16 protein-coding genes are annotated in these 22,681 nt (G+C 37.5%); 12 read left to right on the top strand and 4 right to left on the bottom strand.

The features are described 5' to 3' along the window. Window positions 1–19: 19 nt before the first annotated feature. The 7 genes from HQN86_RS25835 to HQN86_RS25805 all read left to right on the top strand — a co-directional run bounded on the left by HQN86_RS25835 (window position 20) and on the right by HQN86_RS25805 (window position 11,886). Window positions 20–3,223, top strand: a complete 3,204-nt coding sequence (locus HQN86_RS25835) for a SusC/RagA family TonB-linked outer membrane protein (RefSeq protein ID WP_172663722.1) — start codon at window positions 20–22, stop codon at window positions 3,221–3,223. Window positions 3,224–3,247: 24 nt separating this feature from the next. Further along, window positions 3,248–4,870 carry a RagB/SusD family nutrient uptake outer membrane protein gene (locus HQN86_RS25830; RefSeq protein WP_172663721.1) on the top strand — a complete coding sequence of 541 codons (1,623 nt, stop codon included), beginning with the start codon at window positions 3,248–3,250 and terminating at the stop codon, window positions 4,868–4,870. A 21-nt stretch (window positions 4,871–4,891) separates the two neighbouring features. Continuing rightward, window positions 4,892–5,668, top strand: coding sequence for a fasciclin domain-containing protein (locus HQN86_RS25825; RefSeq protein WP_172663720.1), 777 nt, complete (start codon window positions 4,892–4,894; stop codon window positions 5,666–5,668). A gap of 46 nt (window positions 5,669–5,714) precedes the next feature. Further along, window positions 5,715–7,322 (top strand): DUF5008 domain-containing protein, encoded by a 1,608-nt coding sequence (locus HQN86_RS25820; protein ID WP_172663719.1) that lies wholly within the window; start codon window positions 5,715–5,717, stop codon window positions 7,320–7,322. 55 nt (window positions 7,323–7,377) lie between these two features. Then, the gene (locus tag HQN86_RS25815; RefSeq protein ID WP_172663718.1) at window positions 7,378–9,159 is read left to right on the top strand and encodes a DUF4983 domain-containing protein; all 1,782 of its coding nucleotides are present in this window, start codon (window positions 7,378–7,380) and stop codon (window positions 9,157–9,159) included. A 70-nt stretch (window positions 9,160–9,229) separates the two neighbouring features. Next, window positions 9,230–10,678, top strand: coding sequence for a DUF1735 domain-containing protein (locus HQN86_RS25810; protein ID WP_172663717.1), 1,449 nt, complete (start codon window positions 9,230–9,232; stop codon window positions 10,676–10,678). A gap of 98 nt (window positions 10,679–10,776) precedes the next feature. After that, window positions 10,777–11,886, top strand: a complete 1,110-nt coding sequence (locus HQN86_RS25805) for a DUF5013 domain-containing protein (RefSeq protein ID WP_172663716.1) — start codon at window positions 10,777–10,779, stop codon at window positions 11,884–11,886. A gap of 50 nt (window positions 11,887–11,936) precedes the next feature. On the opposite strand, the gene HQN86_RS25800 is transcribed toward HQN86_RS25805, so the two are convergent. From HQN86_RS25800 to HQN86_RS25785, 4 genes are read right to left on the bottom strand one after another with little or no spacing between them, the layout of a single operon-like run. Beyond that, window positions 11,937–12,236 carry a response regulator gene (locus tag HQN86_RS25800; protein ID WP_172663715.1) on the bottom strand — a complete coding sequence of 100 codons (300 nt, stop codon included), beginning with the start codon at window positions 12,234–12,236 and terminating at the stop codon, window positions 11,937–11,939. A 2-nt stretch (window positions 12,237–12,238) separates the two neighbouring features. Next, entirely contained in the window at window positions 12,239–12,955 is a 717-nt protein-coding gene (locus HQN86_RS25795; protein WP_172663714.1) for a pirin family protein, read from the bottom strand. 25 nt (window positions 12,956–12,980) lie between these two features. Then, complete coding sequence (locus HQN86_RS25790) at window positions 12,981–13,610, bottom strand: alpha/beta hydrolase (RefSeq protein WP_172663713.1); 630 nt, start codon at window positions 13,608–13,610, stop codon at window positions 12,981–12,983. A gap of 1 nt (window position 13,611) precedes the next feature. After that, window positions 13,612–14,547 (bottom strand): ring-cleaving dioxygenase, encoded by a 936-nt coding sequence (locus tag HQN86_RS25785; RefSeq protein WP_172663712.1) that lies wholly within the window; start codon window positions 14,545–14,547, stop codon window positions 13,612–13,614. Between the two features lie 124 nt (window positions 14,548–14,671). Here HQN86_RS25785 and HQN86_RS25780 point away from each other — a divergent pair, with 124 nt between their 5' ends. From HQN86_RS25780 to HQN86_RS25760, 5 genes are all read left to right on the top strand, one after another. Further along, window positions 14,672–17,206 (top strand): BamA/TamA family outer membrane protein, encoded by a 2,535-nt coding sequence (locus HQN86_RS25780; protein ID WP_172663711.1) that lies wholly within the window; start codon window positions 14,672–14,674, stop codon window positions 17,204–17,206. A 102-nt stretch (window positions 17,207–17,308) separates the two neighbouring features. After that, window positions 17,309–17,911, top strand: a complete 603-nt coding sequence (locus tag HQN86_RS25775; protein ID WP_172663710.1) for a sterol desaturase family protein — start codon at window positions 17,309–17,311, stop codon at window positions 17,909–17,911. A 222-nt stretch (window positions 17,912–18,133) separates the two neighbouring features. Continuing rightward, a complete protein-coding gene (locus HQN86_RS25770; RefSeq protein ID WP_172663709.1) occupies window positions 18,134–19,969 on the top strand; it encodes a beta-N-acetylhexosaminidase in 1,836 nt (611 codons plus the stop codon). Between the two features lies 1 nt (window position 19,970). Beyond that, window positions 19,971–22,169, top strand: a complete 2,199-nt coding sequence (locus HQN86_RS25765; RefSeq protein WP_172663708.1) for an alpha-galactosidase — start codon at window positions 19,971–19,973, stop codon at window positions 22,167–22,169. 143 nt (window positions 22,170–22,312) lie between these two features. Continuing rightward, on the top strand, window positions 22,313–22,540 hold the full coding sequence (locus HQN86_RS25760) for a hypothetical protein (protein ID WP_172663707.1): 228 nt from the start codon (window positions 22,313–22,315) through the stop codon (window positions 22,538–22,540). The last annotated feature ends 141 nt before the right edge of the window (window positions 22,541–22,681 follow it).

Raw genomic sequence — 22,681 nt, 5'->3', positions numbered from 1 at the left:
AATGATAAAAATTAATACAATGAGAAAACAAGTAATTCTGCTATCGATTTTTTTCAGCTGCATTTTTCTATGCAAGGATTTGGTGGCGCAAACAAAGAAGGTAACTGTTAGTGGTACAGTAAAAGATGGCGGATCTAACGATACAATGGTAGGTGTTAGTGTTGCCACCGGTAAGCCACTTAAAGTACTTACTCAAACTGACAGCAAAGGCCATTATTCAGTAAGTGTTGATGATGGTGCAACTTTAGTATTTACATATGTAAGTTATGGAACAAAAACTATAAAATTAAATGCCGGGCAAACCACATTGAACGTAACTCTTAAAGAGGATAATAAAACGATGGAGGAGGTAGTAATTCGTGGTTACCAAAAAAGAACAAGAGAGGTAACAACCGGTTCATCTTTTATCGTTTCCGGTAAAGAAGTTCAGGATGTTCCGGTATCCAATGTGGAGCAATTGTTACAAGGTAAAGTGGCGGGTTTAAATATCCAGTTAAATACTGGTGCTCCTGGTTTACGTGGTACAATTAACATTCGCGGTTTATCAACTATCAGTACAACTGGATCGGGAAATGAAACATTTCTTCAACCTACTTCGCCACTATATGTTATTGACGGCGTTCCTATGGATGCAGATAAAGCTTCTGAGTATGGATTTCAACAACAAGGCCCTGGGGTGAGTCCAATCTCATTGATCCCTCAGGAAGATATTGCAAGTATTGAGGTATTGAAAGATGCAACAGCTACGGCATTGTACGGTTCAAGGGGTGCATATGGTGTAATTTTAATACAAACTGTACGAGGAAATTCGGCTGTTCCGCGTATCCGTTATACCGGCAACTTTTACATGAATGCAATTCCTAAACTCCGCAGTATTTTGGGTGGGAATGCTGAACGTGAGTTAAAATTATATCAGATCAATACCTATGGTAGATTCAGAGATCAGTATATGGTTTCAAATACACCTTTCTTAGCTGATAGTTTGAATCCTTATTACAACAATTCAACCGATTGGCAGGGCGTTTTCTATCAAAACACCTATAATCAAACACATAACGTTCAGCTTGATGGTGGTGATACCAAGTTTAGTTATAAGACGAACCTGAGTTACTTTTCTGATAAGGGTATTATCAAAAATACTGGTTTTGACAGGTACAGTTTGAATATGAATATGGACTATAAACCTACTGAAAGAATTAGTTTTTTTGGATCAATAAGAGGTAACGTAGGTAAGATCAAAAAGGCAAATGGAGTAGGGTTATTACAAACGGGTGTTGCAGCCGACGGACAAAAATCGTCATTACTGCCCGGGCCTTCATTCTTTCAGGCAACCAGTAGTGTATTATCAGCCCTGCAAACAAATACAGATGCAGGACCTAAGAACCTAAATACTTATATTGAGGGACGTTATGAGCTAATCCCGGGATTAAATTTAACTTCTGCGGCTAGTTATGATTATAATGTAGATACTGAAGATACTTTTACACCTGCTGCTGCTAACGATCAATTTGCTAAGATATACTCTTTCTATGGATATACCTCGCAGCTATATAATAGAAATAACGTTTCTTATACCAGATCTTTAAATGAGAAGCATAACTTTTTTCTTAACCTTTTTAGTGAGATGTATATTAAAAAGGGACAATCAAGTATTACAAGATTAGAAAGATCGCCAAATGATCAATTTCAAGGACCATTAGGATATGATGGTTATTACTCTAGGGGCGGTGGTATTTTAACTTCTTTTTATGATCAGAATCAAATTTCATTTGCGGCGGCTTTTACTTATGATTTTGAGAAGAAATACATTTTTGATTTAACTTATCGTATTGACGGTACTTCCAATAACGGAAATAAAGAACCATATTCTAAGAATCCTTCAGTGGGTTTGAAATGGAACTTTAATAAAGAAAATTGGCTTAAAGATCTTAAATGGCTAAATTATGGAGATATTCGGGTAACGGCGGGTAGAAACATTTTTCCGGTTGGAAATTTGATCGATATTTATGGAAAGTACATCCCACGTGGTTTCTATAACAATAATCCACGGGTAGGAATAGATTATGAATATGTACCTAACCCTTTGCTTAGGCCAAAAAAAGTAACCCAATTTAACCTTGGTTTTGACTTAGGTCTATTCAACGGAAAACTTGATGTTATTTTTGATACTTATTATAAAAAGGTTGATAATGAACTGTTTGTTAGTCAATTATCTAATACCCTTGCTTTTAGTAAATATACAAGTAATGATGCAGCACTTGCAAATTATGGATATGAGCTATCGTTTACAAGCAGGCCTTTAGCTAAAGACAGCAAATTTAACTGGACTATATCCGTAAACGGAGCCTGGAATAATGACGTTTTAACAAAACTTCCTGAAGAGTATAACGGACAGTTTATTGAGTTTGATTTTAATTCTGGTTATTCACAGCATTTAGCAAAAAGAATTGGAAGAAATTCATTGGCTAACTACTTATATGTAAATCAAGGTGTATACGATTCAACAAACGATGTACCAATTGATCCTGTTACAGGTTTAAGATACAGGAATAATGATTCCGGAGATTTTCTTAATTCCTTCCAGGGTGGCGATGCACGTTTCTATGATGCCAATGGTGATTATGTATTGGATTCAAGAGATTTACAAGTTGTTGGTAATACACAGCCGGTGTTAACAGGTGGTATGTCTAATACTTTGAGTTATACTATGCCATCGGGTTCTACCCTTTCCCTTAATATTTATGCTACTTATACTGCAAAACGTTCTATTTTGAATAATGCCCTTGCAGACAGGTTAAGGTTGCTGAACAATCCGTTTGGTATCAAAGATGGTGTTTATGGCAAAAATCCACTTACTGTTGTTCCTGTTAATGACTTAAATATGTGGACAGGCCCTGGTTCTACCAACGCCAGATTTGCCAATGCTTACGACTATGCACACAACGCTTTTGCGAATAATTACAGATATGAACAAACGCTTTGGATGGAAACCGGAAGTTACTTCAAAATTAACCAGATCACACTTTCGTATTCATTTGCTAAAAAAATGGCCAGACGTATAGGTTTGAACAATATACGTACCTTCCTTTCGGCAAGTAATATTGTTACTTTTTCTCCTTACACCGGTCCAAATCCGGAGGGGGTTACTGCAATTGGTAGAGATGGTTCAAATGGTTACCCGGTTCCCCGAGTATATAATCTTGGTTTTAACGTAGAATTTTAATTGAAGTCACAAAACTAATAAGACATGAAAAAATATATTATTTGCTTATTTATTGTTGTAAGCGCTTCACAATATGGCTGTAAGAAATTTTTGGATATTACTCCCATAGATAAACTTACAGGAAATAATTTTTACAAGACCAGGGAGGATATGGAAGCAAATATCACCGATATGTATGGTGAGTTATTTGATAAATATACACGAACAGCTTTTGCTGGAGCAACAGGAGAATTTCGCTCGGGAGAGGTAATCCCTGCGGCAGAAGGTGGCGCCGGTCGTTCCGCCTCAGGACTAATCGGTGGCCATACCAGGCAAACGCCAAACCCTCAGGGAAGTACCGATAAGCAGAATGTTCCTTTAACAACTGTTAACGACAGACTCCTGTTGGCCGCGATTCTCGATGGGCAGCCTTGGTCTGGCTATAACTTTGGCAATTTAACCAGATGGGACGAGTATTATAAAGTTATACAATCCGCCAACCTTATGATCAGCAAAATTGATGATGGTATTGAGGCCCTTACTCCTGAAGAGTCTAAGCGCTATAAAGCTGAAGCCAAATTTATTCGTTGTTTTTGTTATTTTCAGATGGTTCGCTTATTTGGGGATGTAGTTTATTATACTGATGCCTTTCAAAAAGATCCTCTGCCAAGAGAAAATATGGTAACTGTTATAAATAATTGCATTGCTGATCTTAAAGATTTTAGAAATGATTTACCGTTAACTTTTACTGATCCATCTTTGAGGGGTGTGAGGGCCAGCAGAGGTGCAGCAATAGGTTTATTGATGAATATGAATATGTGGAATGCAGGGTTTGATATTGCTAATAAAACTTCATATTATCAGGAAACAGCTGCATTGGGAAAAGAGATTATGGACAGTAAAGCTTTTCGTCTGCTTCCTCTAGGTGAATGGGCTAAAGTTGTAAAGGGCCGTTCTGAGGAAAGTCTTTTTGAATTGTTCAGAACACTGAATTACAATCAGGATTTGAATGACCCATTTGCGCAGGCTAATGCATATTCGCCCTTTGGAGATGCATTTATCCATTTCCCATACAAGCAACCTGAGTATACTCACAGATATAGCTACTCTGTATTTTCAACAGAATATATGAGAAAACTTTATCCGGATGAATCAGATTTAAGATTAACGATCTGGTTTGTTGCTCCATTTGATCAAAATGCGTCAACCTTTCAGTTAAGGAAATTTGCATTAAATACATTCGCAGATGCAAACAATCCTAATTTGGATTTGAATCCAGACAATACATATTTAATTATGCGCTATAGTGATGCTATTTTGTTACGTGCAGAGGCATTGGCTAATCTTAATCCTGAAGATCCGATAGCAATAGAGTGTTTAAATATTGTAAGGGGAAGGGCTTTGGCTCCGTCGTACCCAACCGGAAGTAAAGATACAAATTTGAAAGATGCAATTTTTCTGGAAAGATCTAAAGAACTGATGGGAGAAGGAAGTCGTTATTTTGACCTGGTAAGAACTAAAAGAGTATTAAGTAAAGAGTGGACAGATAATCCATTGACTTCAGATAAGTTTAACAGGGGTGGTTGGACCTGGCCAATTCATCCAAACGCATTGTTCAATAATCCTAAGATGAGTTTAAATAACTATTGGATTGGTTCAGGTCTTTAATTTTAAATAATAGATAAATACATGAAAAATATTATTAAACGATACTTTAAACCGACGGCAATATTATTGATTTTGCTGGCAATGGTAATAAGTTCCTGTAAAAAAGACGACTATTATAATGATGGTGGTAAAGCCAATCCGGTTTTTAATGGGAATATAATGCAGTATTTGGAGTCGAATAGCAAATTTGACACTATTGCTCAAATTGTTAAGCTGGCAGGTATGGAAGATGTTTTCAAAAATGAAAACATCACTTTCTTTGCTCCAACAGATGAGGTGATCAGACGCACTATTGGTTTGGTAAATACCCCCATTCGCGAATTGCAGGGTGGATTAAATCAATTGTTGTTCGACACGGGAAGAGATACTTTGAAAACCCTTTCGGATGTACAGCCTGAAATATGGAGGAAATTTTTAGGAAGATACATTTTTAAAGGTTCATATAGGTTAAAAGATTATCCTCAGGTTGATTTTAATTTGAGGGAATTGTTTCCGGGATCATACTATTACACATACGATAGGGATATTGCAAACATCGGTGTTGTATATAATTCCGTAAATGGAGTTAAGTATGTTGGATACCGCCAATTAACTATTTCTTATTTATGGGATCCATCAAACCCTAGTAATTTTGCGACTGCGGCGGTTGCATCATCGGATATACAACCAAGTAATGGTGTTGTACATGTACTGGCTGTTAGTGTAGGTACTCCAATAGGAGAAGCTCCGAATGACTTTTCTGCAAATGTATTTGGGTTTAATGCTGACTTTTATAATGACGTAATGTTTAGCAGATAGATTTATAATAGTTAAAATATTAATAGAAATAATTTAAGATAAGCATATGAAATTTTTTAAATATATAAGTCTGTCAATGATCCTTGTAACAGCATTGTTTAGTGGCTGTAAAGAAAAGGAAACTTCATTTGAAGATCCATATCAGGGTGGTATAGCACCTTTGGGAATTAAGATTGATCGCCAGCAAATACCTGTTCCCGCAGTTGGAATGGCAGGAACTGTAATTACCTTTAAAGCGACAGGATTAGTACCTCATAAAGATAAGATTCAGTTTCTGTTTAATGGTGAAAAGGCAGAGATTACGGAGATTACTGAAACCGGAATCAAAGCGAAAGTGCCAGGAAGAGCCAGTTCGGGAGTTACGTCTTTTGTTATTGATGGACAGCTGGTTTTTGGACCGAACTTTACAGTTACCGGATTTGTTAAAAAGGACCCTACCTTTAAAGTAGTAGCCGGTACAAATGGTTTTATTAGTAAGTTTTATCAGGTAGCTGGAGGTAACTTATTGTTATTGGGCGGTTTTACGAACTATGATAATAAGGGGATAGTGAAGCGAATTAACCGTATTGTAAGGACTTTTCCGGATGGAACCTGGGACCGTTCATTGCTGAGCGGAGACGCTGCAAATGGCGACCTTTACGGGATGGCCGTTGTAAATAGCCAATGGTATCTTGGGGGTGCTTTTAGCGGCTATGCACAGAGAGGGGGCATTAATAATATAACCAGGGTAAGTAACCAGGGAACTGTTGACACCATGTTGGTTGAGACTTATACAAAAAAACTGATATATGTTCCAACATTTAATGGTGGAACGGACGCAGCTATTACAGAAATATATGCATTTAATAATAAGATTATAGCATCGGGAAACTTCAAGTATTATCTGTCTCGCCGCTATGATCAACCAAGCAGACAGTTAAAAGATAGTACAGTTATTGATACAGTTGACGTGCGCCAACTGGTACGTTTTAACCCAAATGGAACTTTAGATAAAACATGGAGATTCGATCCTAACGCGACCGGTTATGGGGGTGCTAAAGGTAAGAGTTTACCGGGATCTAATGGGTATATCAGTACATTGATGCACACCGACGGGAAGATTTTGGTTTATGGCAATTTCACCAAATTTGATGATGCTTCGGCTGGATACGTTACCCGTTTAAACGCAGACGGAACAATAGATGCAACATTCAATCCAGGAGGAGCAGGAGCGGATTTTATCGTAAACTATGCAAGTTATAATGAGACGACCAAGAAGTATCTGTTATGCGGAACATTTAAGAAATTTAATGGGGTTGCATCAGAAAGTTTGGTTATGCTGAATTATGACGGTTCGGTTGATCAATCGTTTGTTCCTAAAAAGTTTGTTGGGGGGTATCCTAATTTCACCAAACAGCTTAGTGATGGTTTATGCTTAATAGGGGGGTATTTTAAAACTTACGATGGGGTGAACAGACAAGGCTTTCTTATTACAACTGACAAGGGGGAAATTGCAGAAGGATATAATAACGTAGGTAACCTGTTAGGTAGGATAAATAATGTCTTTGAAACGAAATCTGCAGATAATAAGAGAGCGTTATTAATTGGGGGTTCATTCTTTGTTTTTGATAACATAGAGACGAATAATATTATTAGGGTAACACTAGAAAATTGATTATATTAATACATATAATCCAGACATGAACCAAATGAATTATAAATTAAAGAATATGAAAAAACATCAATTCAAATATTTTGTTAGTCTAACACTATGCTTGCTGGTGTTTGCAACATCCTGTAATAAGGATTTTGATAAAGTAATACCAGATGCGCCTGATAATGATGGCAGCGTTACCTATAAAGTTCCTAAGGTTCTTTACCTTATTGTAGATGGTGCACGCGGTACGTCAGTTAGAGATGCTGGAACTCCAACATTAAGAACCCTTATTGATAGTGCAGTTTATACCTGGACCGGATTAAGTGATAATACTAATTATACCGACGCAACAAATTGGACAGATATGCTGACGGGAGTAAAAAAGGAGAAACACAACGTTTTATCGGAGGATTTTGCTGGTAATAAACTCGAAAATTATCCGGTTATATTTGAACGTATTAAATCGTTGAGGCCAGGTTTTCGTATAGCATCTTTTGCTTCATCTGATGTGTTTAAGGGTAAGTTAACCGAAGGGGCAGACGTTACAGAGTCATTTGGTGGAAACGACGATGCTGTAACTTCAAGATTGGTAGAATTTGTGAAAACTGATACGGCATCTCTGATTGTTGGACAGTTTGGCGGTGTTGAGAAGGCAGGAAAAGCTTCTGGATTTGACAATTCTTTTGCGCCATATAAAGCGGCTATTAATAAGTTTGATAGTCAGGTTGGTGAAATTTTAGCTTCATTAAAATCAAGACCTACTTACTACAAGGAGAACTGGTTAGTTATTGTAACTTCTAATAAGGGGGGACAATTTACACTCCCTGTAGAACAAGATGATAAAACTCTTTTTAGTAACACGAATATCAACACCTTTACTATAATTTATAACAATAAGTATAACCCTACTTTCATTGCGAGACCATTTTTGGGAAATACCTATTCCGGTTCAGCAATCAGATTTAAAGGTGATCCAGAAAGGATTAAGGGGGTAGTTCAAGGATCTGCTAATAGTGAGTTTAACTTTGGCGCTGATGCAGATTTTACCGTTTCTGTGAAAATCAAAAAAGGCAAAACCAAGAATACTTCAAAAGGCGACTACTGGTATGAGTGGCCATCGGTATTAGGTAAAAGAAATAATAGCAGTTGGGGACAGGCAGGCTGGAATATTTGTTTGTTTTACAATGGATGGCGCTTCTTTGGAGCTGGTGGTCAGGACAACTCAAATGGTGATGAGGTTGGCGGATTAGACTTTAGTGGTGATACCTGGCACGACTTGACATTTGTTATAGAGAAAAAAGCAGATGGCAGAAGATATATCAGATTGTATACCGATGGGGTTAAAGGTATTACGAATAAAGATGGTGCAAGTGCCGCAAAACCTACTTTAAATGACTTTAGATTATCCGGATTTCCAAACTATAATAACAATGACCCTTTAACAGTTGGTTATGTTGGAGGAGATGTTAATGGCGATAGAGGAGTAATTAATGTACAGTTGGCTGAATTGAAAATATGGAAGACGGCACTATCAGAAACAGTGATAAAGCAATATTCTTGTGACCCTACTATGGATGACAGTCATCCCACGTACGATTATTTAGTGGGTTACTGGCCTATGGTTGATGGAACGGGAGGAACACTTAAAGATATTGGACCCTTTCAGGCTAATTTTATATTAGAAGGGGCTTATAGCTGGGAAAAATTCACAGATTTAATGTGTTCTCCGAGTAACACAAACTTAGGTGTATTAGTTCCAAAAAACTCTGACATTCCGACGCAAATATTAAGTTGGTTTAATATTCCAAGGCAAGAAAATTGGGCATTGGACGGTAGAGTTTGGATTGCAAATTAATTTAAGGTTTTCAGGACTTTATAACGTAAGTCCTGAAAACCTATTTAAAGATGATTATATATTTAAGGATATGAAAAGAATATTTACTACTGTACATTTATGCCTTTTGGCAATTACAGCTATGCTGATGATGTCATGTGAAAAGGAAAAGCTATCAGGAGTGCTCGCTAAGGAGACTGTTGCTAATGTCAAGCTTAGTGTGGAAAATAGAATTGATATTGGAAGTGGCGAAAATTTTACATTAAACAACGATGAATTAATTATTCCAGTAACGATCAATTTATCCGGTGCATCTGGAACGGCTTTCAATGTGCAGGTTACATCTAATTTAGATACTATTGCTACACTGGTTGGTAGTGGGACATTACCTGCTGGAACTATAGCGTTGGCCGAACAAACGTTTAATTTTCCTCCGGTGATTGATTTTGCATATGGGATAAAGAGTACAACTTTTAATCTGGCGGTAAGCAGAAGTTTTGTTGAGAGAAACCATAGCAAGTTATTGGCTCTGGCGATAAAAATTTCAGCTCCATCTAAAGGAAATGCAATTGAGGCCAATAAGAATGCCGTTATAGTTGTTATTAATGCTGCAGAAGCGATTGCCGCTGAAGATGTACACTATATCTCATTTGCATCGGCTGGCTCTCCTTATCTGGTGCCAAATGGAACAAATTATGAAATTGGCACACAAGATTTGACGATACCTCTAAATCTTGCTCTTGCAGGACTTGCAGGTTCCGATTTTACAGTGGATGTGGTACCTAATGATGCATTAGTAACTGCACTCATAAATAACGGAACGCTTAAAAATACAGTTGTATTAAGTTCAGGTAGCTATGCACTTACTAATCCAAAAGTTAAGTTTGCTCCTAATGAGAACAGCGCAAAACTTGAACTCACTGCCAGAATTTCAGAATTGTTGAAGAACACCAAGAAAAAAGTTGCAATAGGACTATTACTTAGAAACCCATCTAAATTCCAACTTGATGAAACGAAAAAAAGCATAGTGGTAGTTATTGATCCGGATCATTTTAGGCCTTATAATGGGACCCCTTTCCTTATTAAAGGAGCTATTGGTGCTGTTTCTGATATGATTCCTGCTGCACAGTACGATTTTGGCGGTGAAGGAATTGCATTCCACGATACGGGCGGTAAAGATGGTGTTGGTGATTACCGACCAAATGATAATGTTGATGTGGGTGACTATACTCCACGTAGTGTAGTAGGATGGACTTCTGATGGTGAATGGTTGACCTATACTGTTAATGTGGAGGAAACCGGAGAGTATGAGTTGAACTCCCTAATCGGTGCGCCAGGAGATAATGGAAGGTACAGTGTATTCTTTGATGATGTAAATATTACAGGGATACTAGCATCTGCCAAAACACCTGGTAGTTACGGAGATCAGCAACCAAATAGAACAACAGTTCAGCTTACGAAAGGAAGACATATCATGAAATTCTATATGAATGTGGGTGCTTATGATGTGAGGGGATGGATATTTACCAGAAAGAAATAATTATTTTGTAAATACATAAAAATAAACCAATCAACAGCAGCGGTGGCTAAAATTTAATCATCGCTGTTGTTTAAAAAATATACCAAACTTTAAATAGTATGAACAAACTTTTTATTTTGCTATTAAGCATAGTTATTTTCGCTTCCTGTTCTAAAAGTAAGGACATTGAAGTTGAACCAGCTGAACAGAAAAGACCATTTGTGGATTTTGAGGCTGTTCCGGGAGATGATCCGTTTACCTTTGACTTTAAGAATAATTCCAAGGAATATAAAAAACTTGAATGGCGTTTTGGTGACGATAGTGTTTCCTATGAAACTACTCCAAAACATATATTTGCTAGTGCTGGTACCTTTGAAGTCAACTTAACAGCAATAGCTGAGGATGGGTCTACTGCAAAAAAAGTGGTCCTTATTAAAATTATACCGGACAGTGCTGTAAATTTTATTGCTGCAAGTCAGGGTAGTAACAAGGTGAAATTTAGTGTTAAGTCTTCGAAAGTTACCGTGAAGAGTTTCTCGTGGGATTTCGGAGATGGATCAGCTGTTTCTGAAGAGGCAACTCCAATTAAAGAGTATGGGGCCGGTAATTTATATACCGCCAAGTTAAAGGTGACGACTGAAAAAGGATCTGTATTTACTGTTTCTAAATTGGTAACAGGTAATGGAACAGTAAAAGATATCACTTTAGATTATTTGCTGAATGTTGGTCCTAAATTTGTTCCATCGGCCAGGTTTGGAAGTAGATGGGGTATTGTAGCGGATTGGAGAGTGAATGCTGCGGTATTACAACGCGATGGTGGTATGGGTGGCTGGGACGAATGGGATGGAAATAGTATGTCGATGGAGTCATGGGGTGGTGAACCAGATATCATTAACGGAAAAATTCAGCAGACAACGCTAAAACCACTTCCGGCAGGCCAATATTATTATACGCTGGATTTTGTAGGATACCAATGGAAGAATTTGTTTTATACTGTAATTGCAAAGGGAGGAGAAATACCTGATGTTGATAAAGTTGAAAATAATCCTATTGTTTTGGGCTATACAAAATCAAGCGGAAATCCAGATTCCGGAGCACCAAGAAAGTTCACTACAGCATTTGCTGTACCTACTGAGTCTCCTGTTACTGTAGGTTTCGTAGCGACATTTATAGATAACGATCAGTATTTCAGACTCAGATCTATAAAGCTTTACCAATTAGATAAATAAAATACACAAATTAAACAAAGAGCTGTTACAATATTTTGTAACGGCTCTTTTTATTTTAAAGCCTCATAGATTTCGGTAAACAACAAACCGCTTCCGCCACCGTAATGAAATACAATAGGGATTTTACGATTTACTTTTCTGATCACATGCTCTAGCTCTGTTTCTTCAGCCTTTTCTAATCCTGCCCCCACCAAAACCAGATCAAAGTTTGCTGATCTAAATGTTGTAATTGCCTGTTCCAGTGTATTTGCACCTATTGCACTCATTTCAGTATTGGAATTTACAAGCCTCAGAACTGTATTTAGAATTTCCTGATGGGTACAAACCACCAAAACCTCGGTCTTTTTCATAATTAATAATTCATTGGAACCTCCATTAAAAGGACTTCCATATTGTTAATTGCTTCAATGGTTACATGTTCAGTTTCCCAGATGCCGAATCCGTCTCGTTCATTCAAGATTTGATCGTTAATTTTTACATCGCCCCTAATTACAAATACATATAAGCCATTGTCTTTGTTTTTAAAATGGTAATCTGTTTTGATCCCCTTATCAAATTTACCAATATTAAACCATGCATTCTGATAGATCCAAACACCTTGGTCATCTTTATCTGGTGATAAGATTTGGGTGAGCTGATTTGGCTTCATCAAAGTATCATATCTTTCCTGATGATACCTTGGTGTTACATTACGTTGATTTGGAAACAACCAGATCTGAAGAAACTTTACAGGTTCATTTCTGTTTTTATTAAACTCCTTATGGTAAATTCCGGTGCCTGCACTCATTACCTGAATTTCTCCTGCTTCAATAACCGCTATGTTTTCAAGGCTGTCTTCGTGTTGTAAGGCCCCCTCAAGAGGAATGGAAATAATCTCCATATTGTCATGAGGATGTTCACCAAATCCTTTTCCTCCATTAACCCAGTCGTCGTTAAGTACCCTTAAGGCGCCAAATTGGATTCTTTCAGGATTATACTGCATGCCAAAACTAAAAGTCTGATAGCTTTTAAGCCAGCCATGATCTGCAATTGTACGCGTTGCAGCGGTATGTAATATTGTTTGTGCCATTTTGATTTTATTAAGCAAATTCTGATCAGACTTCGTCAAAGATGAGTTGTCTGGCCAATTCGATTTCTTTCTGACTAATTGTGTGAACTCTTCCTGCATAAATCTTCATAGAAATTTTTGCATTCATTTTTTTAATGATACCCTCGCTTACCTCAACTCTCCTTACCGGAACATGAGGATCAGGATCGCCTGTTGTTATCAATATTGGCGTTTGTTGAAAATCGCCTTTATAGTTCCTCATGTTTATTTCTTTACCAATTAATCCACCGGTAAAGGCAACCGCACCACCATATCTGGCAGCATTTCGGGTAATATATTCAAGCGTTAAACATGCACCCTGCGAAAATCCAACAAAATAAATTTTGTCCTGAGGAATTCCTGAAGAGATAATTTCGCCGACAAGGTCTTTAATCACTGTAAGTGCGGAATCTAAAGCTGGTTGGTTTTGTTCAACAGGAGCAATAAAGCTATATGGATACCAACTGTTATTGGTAGCTTGCGGAGCAAATAAAGCTGCATCATCCACCTTTAAATGATTGTTTAAAGAAATGATATCCTCAGCTGTAGATCCGCGGCCATGCAAAAAAACAATAGCTCTTTTAGCCTCAGCAACAGGAACACCTGCAGTTATAATATTTTTATTGTGTGTGTACATATTAGTTTATTTTAGGTAAAATGCCTTCAATTTCTGACCTCATGTTTTCATATTGAGCAGGAAGTTTAAGGTTTGATCCTAATTCTTCTAAAGATTCATCAACGGTAAAACCAGGATTATCGGTAGCAATTTCAAAAAGTACACCACCTGGTTCGCGGAAATACAAAGAATAGAAATAGTTACGGTCAATCTTTTCTGTAATGTTCAAACCCATTGCCACAACCTTATCTCTAAAGTACATTAAAGTAGCCTCATCTTTAACCCTGAAGGCAACGTGGTGCACAGATCCGCTTGCAACATGACCAACAGCTTCACCAGGGGCCTCTACAAGGTCAACAATGGCTGCATAGGTTACTGCATCTGTAACAAAACGTGACCGGTTCACTTCAGTTTTTTCCAATTTATATCCAAAAATGTCTGTTAAAACTTTAGCAGTACCATCCATTTTATTGGTTGTTACGGTTACATGATGAAAGCCATGGGTTGCATTTTCTTTGCCTATTTCAGGCGTGGTCCACTGTGCCCTTGCATCAGGAGTTTTAACTTCAGTCAGTTCAAATTTTAATCCATCAGGATCAAGAAAAGTCAGATACCGTTCTCCAAATTTTTCAGCAGGTTTGTTGTAGATTACATTGTTTTCTTCAAACCTGTTTTGCCAAAATTCTAAACTCCCGGCCGGAACACTGTACCCAATTTCGGTTACCTGTCTTGAACCTCGTCGACCGGTCATAATTCCTTCCCATGGAAAAAATGTCAAAATACTTCCTGGTGTTCCTTGTTCATCACCGTAATAAAAGTGATAGGTATGTGGGTCATCAAAGTTTACTGTTTTTTTAATCAATCGTAAACCTAGTATGCGGGTATAAAAATCATAGTTCTTTTTTGCGTTTCCTGCAATTGCAGTAATGTGGTGCAGGCCTAAAATTCTGTTGTTCATGGCTACCTATTTTAGTGGTTTAATTACTTAATTCTTAAATAACACTACAAATTTAGGGGGAACTTTTATTTTAAATCTTACCATAGATTAAGAAATGCGTAGCTTTATATTTAGATATTTAAGTATGATTAGATTCATCCTCTCCGTTGTTTTATTGTCGGCTAGCTTGGTATCAAGTGCGCAAGACTCCATAAGTATTAAAATCTACCCTAAGTACGATAGTGTAAGTAAGTTTCATCGCTTTTTGTTTGGAGAAAATTACCGTAAGGAGTATGCGATGAGTACCAAAGTACCCATTATTAAAATTTCGGAAATTAAAGGTGGGTTAACGCCGGTCAAAAAGGGTGGAGGCAATCAATCGCATTCGTTAAGATTGGTAGATAAACAGGGCAAAGAGTGGGTACTTAGAAGTGTAGAAAAGTTTCCGGAAATATTGTTGCCCGAAATATTCAGAAAAACATTTGCGGGTACGGTAGTAAAAGATAATATGTCGGCCCAGAACCCATTCTCGGCCTTAGCAGTCCCTGATATTGCAGATGCTGTAAATGTGCCACACAGCGATCCCATGATTGGGTGGGTATTGCCGGATACCGGATTAGGTGAATTTGCCAAGGTGTTCCAGAATACGCTTTGTTTACTGGAGGAAAGAGAACCTGTTGGGGATACTGATAATTCGGAAAAGATGATGCGCAAGTTAACAGATGATAATGATAACATTTATGATGGCCGGGCATTACTAAGAGCAAAAGCATTGGATGCTTTGCTGGGAGATTGGGATAGACATGAAGATCAATGGAGATGGAAGCCTGAGAAGAATGTTGATGGAACTATGAAATATCTTCCAATTCCGAGAGACAGAGATCAGGTCTTTTATTTGTCGGAAGGCCTTGTGCCAAGATATGCGCAGTCATCGTGGCTATTGCCAATGATACAGGGGTACGAAAGAAGCCTGCCTGATATTAACTGGTTCTTTTGGGAAGGAAGAGCTATTTATGGAAGATGGTTTTCTGGGATAGATGAAAAGGAATGGAACGAGGTAGTAAAGGATTTTTGTGCTTCTTTAACCGACGAGGTGTTTGAAAAGGCCCTTAAAAAACTACCTGAACCCGGATATTCTCTTCGCCATGGTCGCATACTGGCCCAGCTTAAAGAGAGAAGAAAGAACCTTCCTGAATTGATGAATAAATACTATCATTTTATAAATAGTATAGTTGATATACAGGCAAGTAATAAGAATGAGCTGATCAATATAACAGATGGGCCGGATAAGGCTTTAAATGTAACGATCCATAAAATATCTAAGGAAGGACACATTAAGGATGTTATTTTTAACAGAACTTTTAATCCAAAAGTAACCAGGGAAATTAGGTTATATGTGAAAGATGGTAACGACAGTTTGATACTAGATAATAAAACCTCAACTATTAAATTAAGGATAATTAGTGTTGAGGGTAAGAAAATATTTCATGTAGAAAACTCACCTCGTAAAATCCGTGTTTATGGTAAAGATGACAACATAGCTTTTACGGGGAATGCAAGCAAGTTTCTTAAGAGATTGGATAACGACACCTCTAATACACACTTCGTGTACACAGATCTTTATAAAAGAAAGATGCTGCTTTTAAATGCCAGTTACAATATAGATGACAGGGTTTTGCTTGGTTTATCATATAAAATTACCCAACCCGGTTTTAGGAAACTGCCTTATGGAAGTACACATTCATTTTCATTTTTGCACTCTTTTGCAACATCGGGTTTTAGATTCAATTATAGAGGAGAAATGTTTAAAGTTTTAGGTAATGCGGATATTGTATTGCAAGCGGATGCCTTTGCTCCAGAGAATTCACAGAATTTTTATGGCTTAGGTAACGAAACAACTTTTAATAAAACCGGAGATTTTGTAAGATATTATCGTGCAAGATTTAGCCTGTTTCAGATAGATCCATCCATAAGATGGAGACTGTCAAAATCTACCTTTAGCATAGGCCCGTCACTGCAGTATTACCGATATAGTAAAGATGATAATGAAGGTCGTTTCATTAACAATACCTCAGAGTTGCATTCGCCGGATAGTGCAACCATAACAAAAGATAAGTTGTATGCAGGAGTAGTGGCAAATTTTACAAACAACAATCGTAATAGTGATATTTTACCTACTTCGGGCACATTCTTAGAAAGTAAATTACAGGCTTATAAGGGTATAAATGGCGAATCGAATTCTATGGCACAGCTGAGTGGTTCATTCTCCGTTTATCAAAAGATAGATAAAGGAAGCCGGTTTGTATTAACGGATAGAATTGGGGGTGGTGTTACGGTTGGTAAACAGGCATTTTATCAATCCAGTTTTCTGGGAGGGCAGGGTAATTTACTTGGATATAGAGAATTTAGATTTGGTGGCCAACATAGCTTGTATAATAATTTAGAATTGCGTGTAAAAGTAGCGAATTTTATGAATTATATACTACCTGGTCAATTTGGACTATTGGGTTTTCATGATGTGGGCAGGGTATGGAGAAAAGGAGAAAATTCTGATGTGTGGCATCAGGGGTACGGAGCGGGTTTATATTTTGCTCCGGCATCCTTAACCGTGTTTCGTTTTGTAATGGGCCATTCAAATGAGGGTTGGTATCCTTATGTAGCCATGAAATTCAGATATTAAGAAGTATCAAAATTTGGTAAATTACTTATTTTAGGTAATGGGAAGTGTAAGAAAAGCCGTAATTTAGAACTCTCGTTTGAAAACCATCAAAAATTAGTTGTGATGAAGAAGAATTTTGTATCTAATTCTAGAGAATCGATTAGAATGTTTAAAAACCCACTTTTTGAGGGTTTATCTAAAGTCCCATATTTTGTACCGCTTATTGTGTATGTTCCGGTTGTAGGGTATTTCTCCTGGGTCTCATTCAGCACAAATGGAATCTTAGGTTTTCTTGGATATTTTCTGTTAGGATTATTTATCTGGACCTTAACTGAATATGTGCTTCATCGCTTTGTTTTTCATTTTTATCCAAAGTCTGAATGGGGTAAAAGAATTCACTTTATTTTTCATGGTGTTCATCATGATTATCCAAACGACGCACAGCGACTGGTGATGCCGCCTTCTGCAAGCATACCACTGGCACTGGCATTTTTCTTTCTTTTTAAATGGTTACTTGCTCCGGCCATGCTTGAAGGCTTTTTTGCCGGATTTATTTTTGGTTACTTATGCTACGACATGACGCATTACATGTTGCATCATGCACAATTCAAAAATGCTTTCTGGAAAAAACTTAAGCAACAGCACATGTTGCACCATTATGATGACTCTACAACAAAATATGGGGTGACATCTGATATTTGGGATAAAGTTTTTGGTACCAGATAGGAAACCGCTAATGCTTTATTTTTTTTTCCGCGTAGAAGCAAAATAGAAGAGGGGTGTCGGAGGTATTATACCAACTATAAATTACAGAATAGAGTTTTAGTAAAATTACGCAAAGGTTTGCGCAACGTATGTGATTGATATTTTAAAATAAAACAGTTAACTAGCATTAGTTTACAAGACTAAACAATAACTGTTTTATTTTAAATGACCAAACACCCACACATGAACCGACTGTTATCAATAGCTCTGTTGATGATTTGCACCCTCAAATTGTCTGCACAATCCAAAATTTCTTTAATTCCTTTACCGGCGAAATTGGAAGAGCGAAAAGGAAGTCTTACGCTAGACAAAAATGTATACATCAGTTATCCTTCAGCTAATTTAAAAGACCTGGCAATGTTTGCCCAATCTTCAATAGAGGAAACTGCTGGAATTAAACCCGAGCTGCGTACAGGCATGTGGATGCAGAGAAAAGCAAAAACCATTAGTCTTAATATTGATTCAAAAGTTACCTCAAAAGAGGGATATGTGCTGGAGGTAAATGCAAATGGCGTTGCTATAAAAGCAGGAACCGAAAATGGTCTTTTTTATGGTATACAAACATTATTACAACTGGTGCCAGTTAATGGAGTTAAGAAGTTGCCTTGTGTTTATATAGAAGATGAACCCCGCTTTAGCTGGAGAGGAATGCTCATGGACAATTGTCGCCATATGTTTTCTGTAGAGTATATAAAGAAATTTATAGATCAGTTGGCTAAACATAAATTAAACAAGTTTCATTGGCATTTAACAGAAGATCAGGGTTGGAGAATAGAAATAAAAAAATATCCGAAACTGCAGGAAATTGCAGCTTACAGAAATGGGACACAGATTGGTCCGAACAGGAAGAAAGATGTTGACAGTATTAAATATGGCGGCTATTATACTCAGGAACAGATTAAGGAAGTTGTAGCTTATGCAACATCGAGATTTGTTGAAGTGATTCCTGAAATTGAAATGCCAGGACACTCGGTAGCGGCCATTACAGCCTATCCTTATCTGGCTTGTGGAGATGTTAGTTTTGAGAATGGAAAGCCATTTGAGGTAAGAAAAGTATGGGGAGTTTCTAAAGATCTTTACTGCGCAGGTAATGATACCGTATTTAAATTTTTGGAGGATGTTTTAAATGAAGTGATGCCATTGTTTCCATCTCAATATATTCATATAGGCGGCGATGAAGCTCCGCATGATGCATGGCATACCTGCCCTAAATGTCAGGCACGTATAAAAAAGGAAGGCTTGAAAGATGAGGCGGCATTACAAAGCTGGTTTATACAGCGAATGGAAAAATTCATCAATAGTAAAGGGAAAAAGATAATTGGCTGGGAAGAAATTATGCAGGGAGGTCTTGCAGATAATGCGACTGTACATTCGTGGTTAGGAGTTGAAAGTGGTTTGAAAGCTGCTAAAAGTGGCCACGATGTAATTATGTCGCCATACTCGCATTTGTATATTGATGGCTATCAGGCTGATCCTAAAATCGAACCTATGGCTATTGGTTATTGGGTGCCAATTGATAGTGTATACGCTTTTGAACCAGTACACCCAGCGTTAACCGAAACTGAAGCAAAGCACATTTTAGGTGCGCAAGGGAACTTGTGGACTGAGTTTATTGGAACAGAAGATTATTTTGAATATATGGTTTATCCTCGCATTGCGGCATTGGCAGAAATTGACTGGACACCAAAAGCGTTGAAGAATTTTGAGGATTTTAAGGGCAGGTTGAGCACTCAATATCAACGATATGATAAACAGGGAATTCAGTTTAGAATTCCGGTTGCTGTAATAGAAACAGTTGTGAACAAGGATAGCACGGTTAAAGTAACGCTTAATGATCCCACTAAAGCAAGTACTATCAGATATACAACCGACGGATCTGATGTTAATGAGCAATCGTCTGTTTATAAACAACCAGTGGTGTTGAAAAAAGGAGAGGTAATCCGCTACGCATTGTTTTTTAACAACCAACGTAAAAGTTCTACAGACTATTTTCCTAAACCTGTTAAACAAGCAAAATAGCATGAAACGATTGAATATTCCGAATTTGAGGTATGCTTTGGCGTGCATATCACTGATCTTAGCGGGTCAATTAAGTAATGTCAACGCACAGAACAATCAATCTGTTAAAGACACATCGAAACCAGATTGGTTATTAAATTCGGCATCATATAAAGCTGCTATTTACAAATCAGATAAGGACGTAATTCTTGAAAACGGATTGACCAAAAGGGTTTTTAGGATCACACCTAATGTGGCCTGTGTAGATTATGTTAACCTTATAAATGGCAGGCAGTTATTAAGGTCTGTAAAGGCAGAAGCCCGTTTGACCATTAACGGAAAAGACTATGAAGTTGGAGGTTTAAAGGGTCAAAAGGAAAATGCTTACCTTTTGCCTGAATGGCTTGACCGTTTTACTGCTGATAAGAATGCTTTCCAATTTGTTTCTTTCGATATAAAACCAATTTCACCATATATTAAATGGAAAAGTAAATTTTGGGCAAGCAATAATCAGCAGCCTACCGGTAAGATGGTGTCTTTTCTTTATAAGGCAGGAGCAGATGAACTGAAGGGCTTAACGGTAAATGTAAACTACGAATTGTATGATGGTTTGCCTTTAATTGTAAAATCGTTAACAGTTCAGAATCAATCGGATAAAGTGTCTAAGATTGACCGTGTAGTTAGCGAAGTTTTGGGAATGGTTGAAGAGCAAAGCGCTGTAGTTGGATCGCCAGAAAAAATGGCTAAACCACAAGGTATTTACCTGGAAACAAACTATGCCTTTAATAATGCAATGCGATATGATTTAAGCGATCAAACCACACATTGGAAGGTTGACTCGACATATACCTCGCAGGTTAATTACGATTATCAAACACCTTGTTTATTAGAAGTATATCCCGATAAAGCTCCCGGCATTGAACTGGAGAAAGGCGGTGTTTTTAAGTCTGTGCGTACACTTGAATTATTAATGGATAGCTATGATAGGGAGAGAAGAGGTTTGGCTATACGTAAAATGTACAATACAATAGCACCATGGACTACCGCTAATCCAATTTTTATGCATTTGGTTAGCAAAAATGATGAACAGGTGCGCACAGCGATAGATCAATGTGCCGCAACGGGTTATGAAGCATTAATATTAAGTTTCGGCAGTCATTGTAATATGGAAGACACCTCTGCAGCTAATATTAAAAAGTGGAAGGAACTGGCAGATTATGCACATAGTAAAAAAGTATTTATTGGAAGTTATTCTTTGTTTAGCTCCAGAAAAATAAGTGACGAGGACGACGTAATAAGTCCTAAAACCGGTAAACCAGGTGGTGCTTTCTTTGGGAATGCACCATGCTTTGGTAGTAAATGGGGGTTGAGCTATCGTGATAAAATAAAGAATTTTTATGCTCATACCGGCTTTGATATTTGGGAAAATGATGGCCCATATCCAGGTGATGTATGTGCTTCAACCGCACACCCCGGACATAAAGGTCTTGAGGATTCGCAATGGAGACAAATGGAAATTCAGAAGGACCTGTATCGTTCATTAAATGAAAAGGGCGTTTATATAAATGCGCCCGATTGGTATTTTCTGGATGGAACACACAAAATAGCGATAGGATACAGGGAGGTGAATTTTTCATTGCCAAGAGCAAATCAGATGATCCTTAACCGCCAGAATATATTTGATGGGACATGGGAAAAAACTTCGTCTATGAGTTGGGGATTTGTTCCTTTAACAGTTTATCAGGGAGGAGGAGCCGAAGCAGTTCTGGAACCTTTGAATGACCATCTAAAAGACTATGAACAGTTAATGATGCAGTATTATGGAGCAGGTGTGCAAGCTTGTTATCGGGGCCCACGCTTATATGATACGGATGCTACCAAGCAAACTGTAATTAAGGTGATTGATTGGTATAAGAAATACAGAGATATATTGAACTCGGAAATTATCCATTTGAGAAGAGCTGATGGGAGAGATTGGGATGGAATATTACATGTAAACCCTAGTCTAAAAACCAAAGGTTTAATGATGTTGTACAATCCATCGAAAAAGGAAATTACCCGTACCATAAAGGTTCCATTATATTATACAGGTTTAACCGGCACTGCCACTTTGAAAGAGAAGGAGGGAGTGGCTAAAAAGTACACATTAAACAGAGATTATGAGATATCGTATACCTGTACGCTTAAGCCTGAGAGCTATACCTGGGTGCAAATTGAATAATCACATTGCTGTTTGGAAATTTTCACCGATGTTTTATGGCCACTCGTCGAGTTTTTTGTCTGCTTTAGCCGGATAGAACTGGCATGATTTAGTAATAACCCTCATCTTTATGGTAAGTTATTCATTAGATAGATCATAAAGCGATGAACACAATTAGTTTTAAAACTTCGGTAAAAGATAAATATGAGTTGATTTCTATCAGACCTATATTGGATATCATATTTGGAGAGAACAATTGGTCATTCAGGACCGAGGGAATTGATAGAATACTAAGTGTAGTAAGCTCTGTTCCTTGTGCACCTATGGTTAATTATATCTTAAAAGATAAGGGCTTTCATTGCGAAGAATTAACACCAGCGTTAAGTTTTTGAAATTGACTATCTTTGATTTAATATGATGAAAATGAAGTCTGTGAATTATAAAGAACTGCTACTCCGCTGGGTAGTTGGGTTTTTTATGTTCTTAAACTTATTTACATTATCCGGCGCAGCCAATGTTATTTCCTCTGTTAA

The sequence above is a fragment of the Pedobacter panaciterrae genome (assembly GCF_013204795.1).
In the GTDB taxonomy this organism is placed as follows: domain Bacteria; phylum Bacteroidota; class Bacteroidia; order Sphingobacteriales; family Sphingobacteriaceae; genus Pedobacter; species Pedobacter panaciterrae.
Note: the sequence above shows the minus strand (reverse complement) of the source record. Positions and strands in the feature narration are given on the sequence as shown.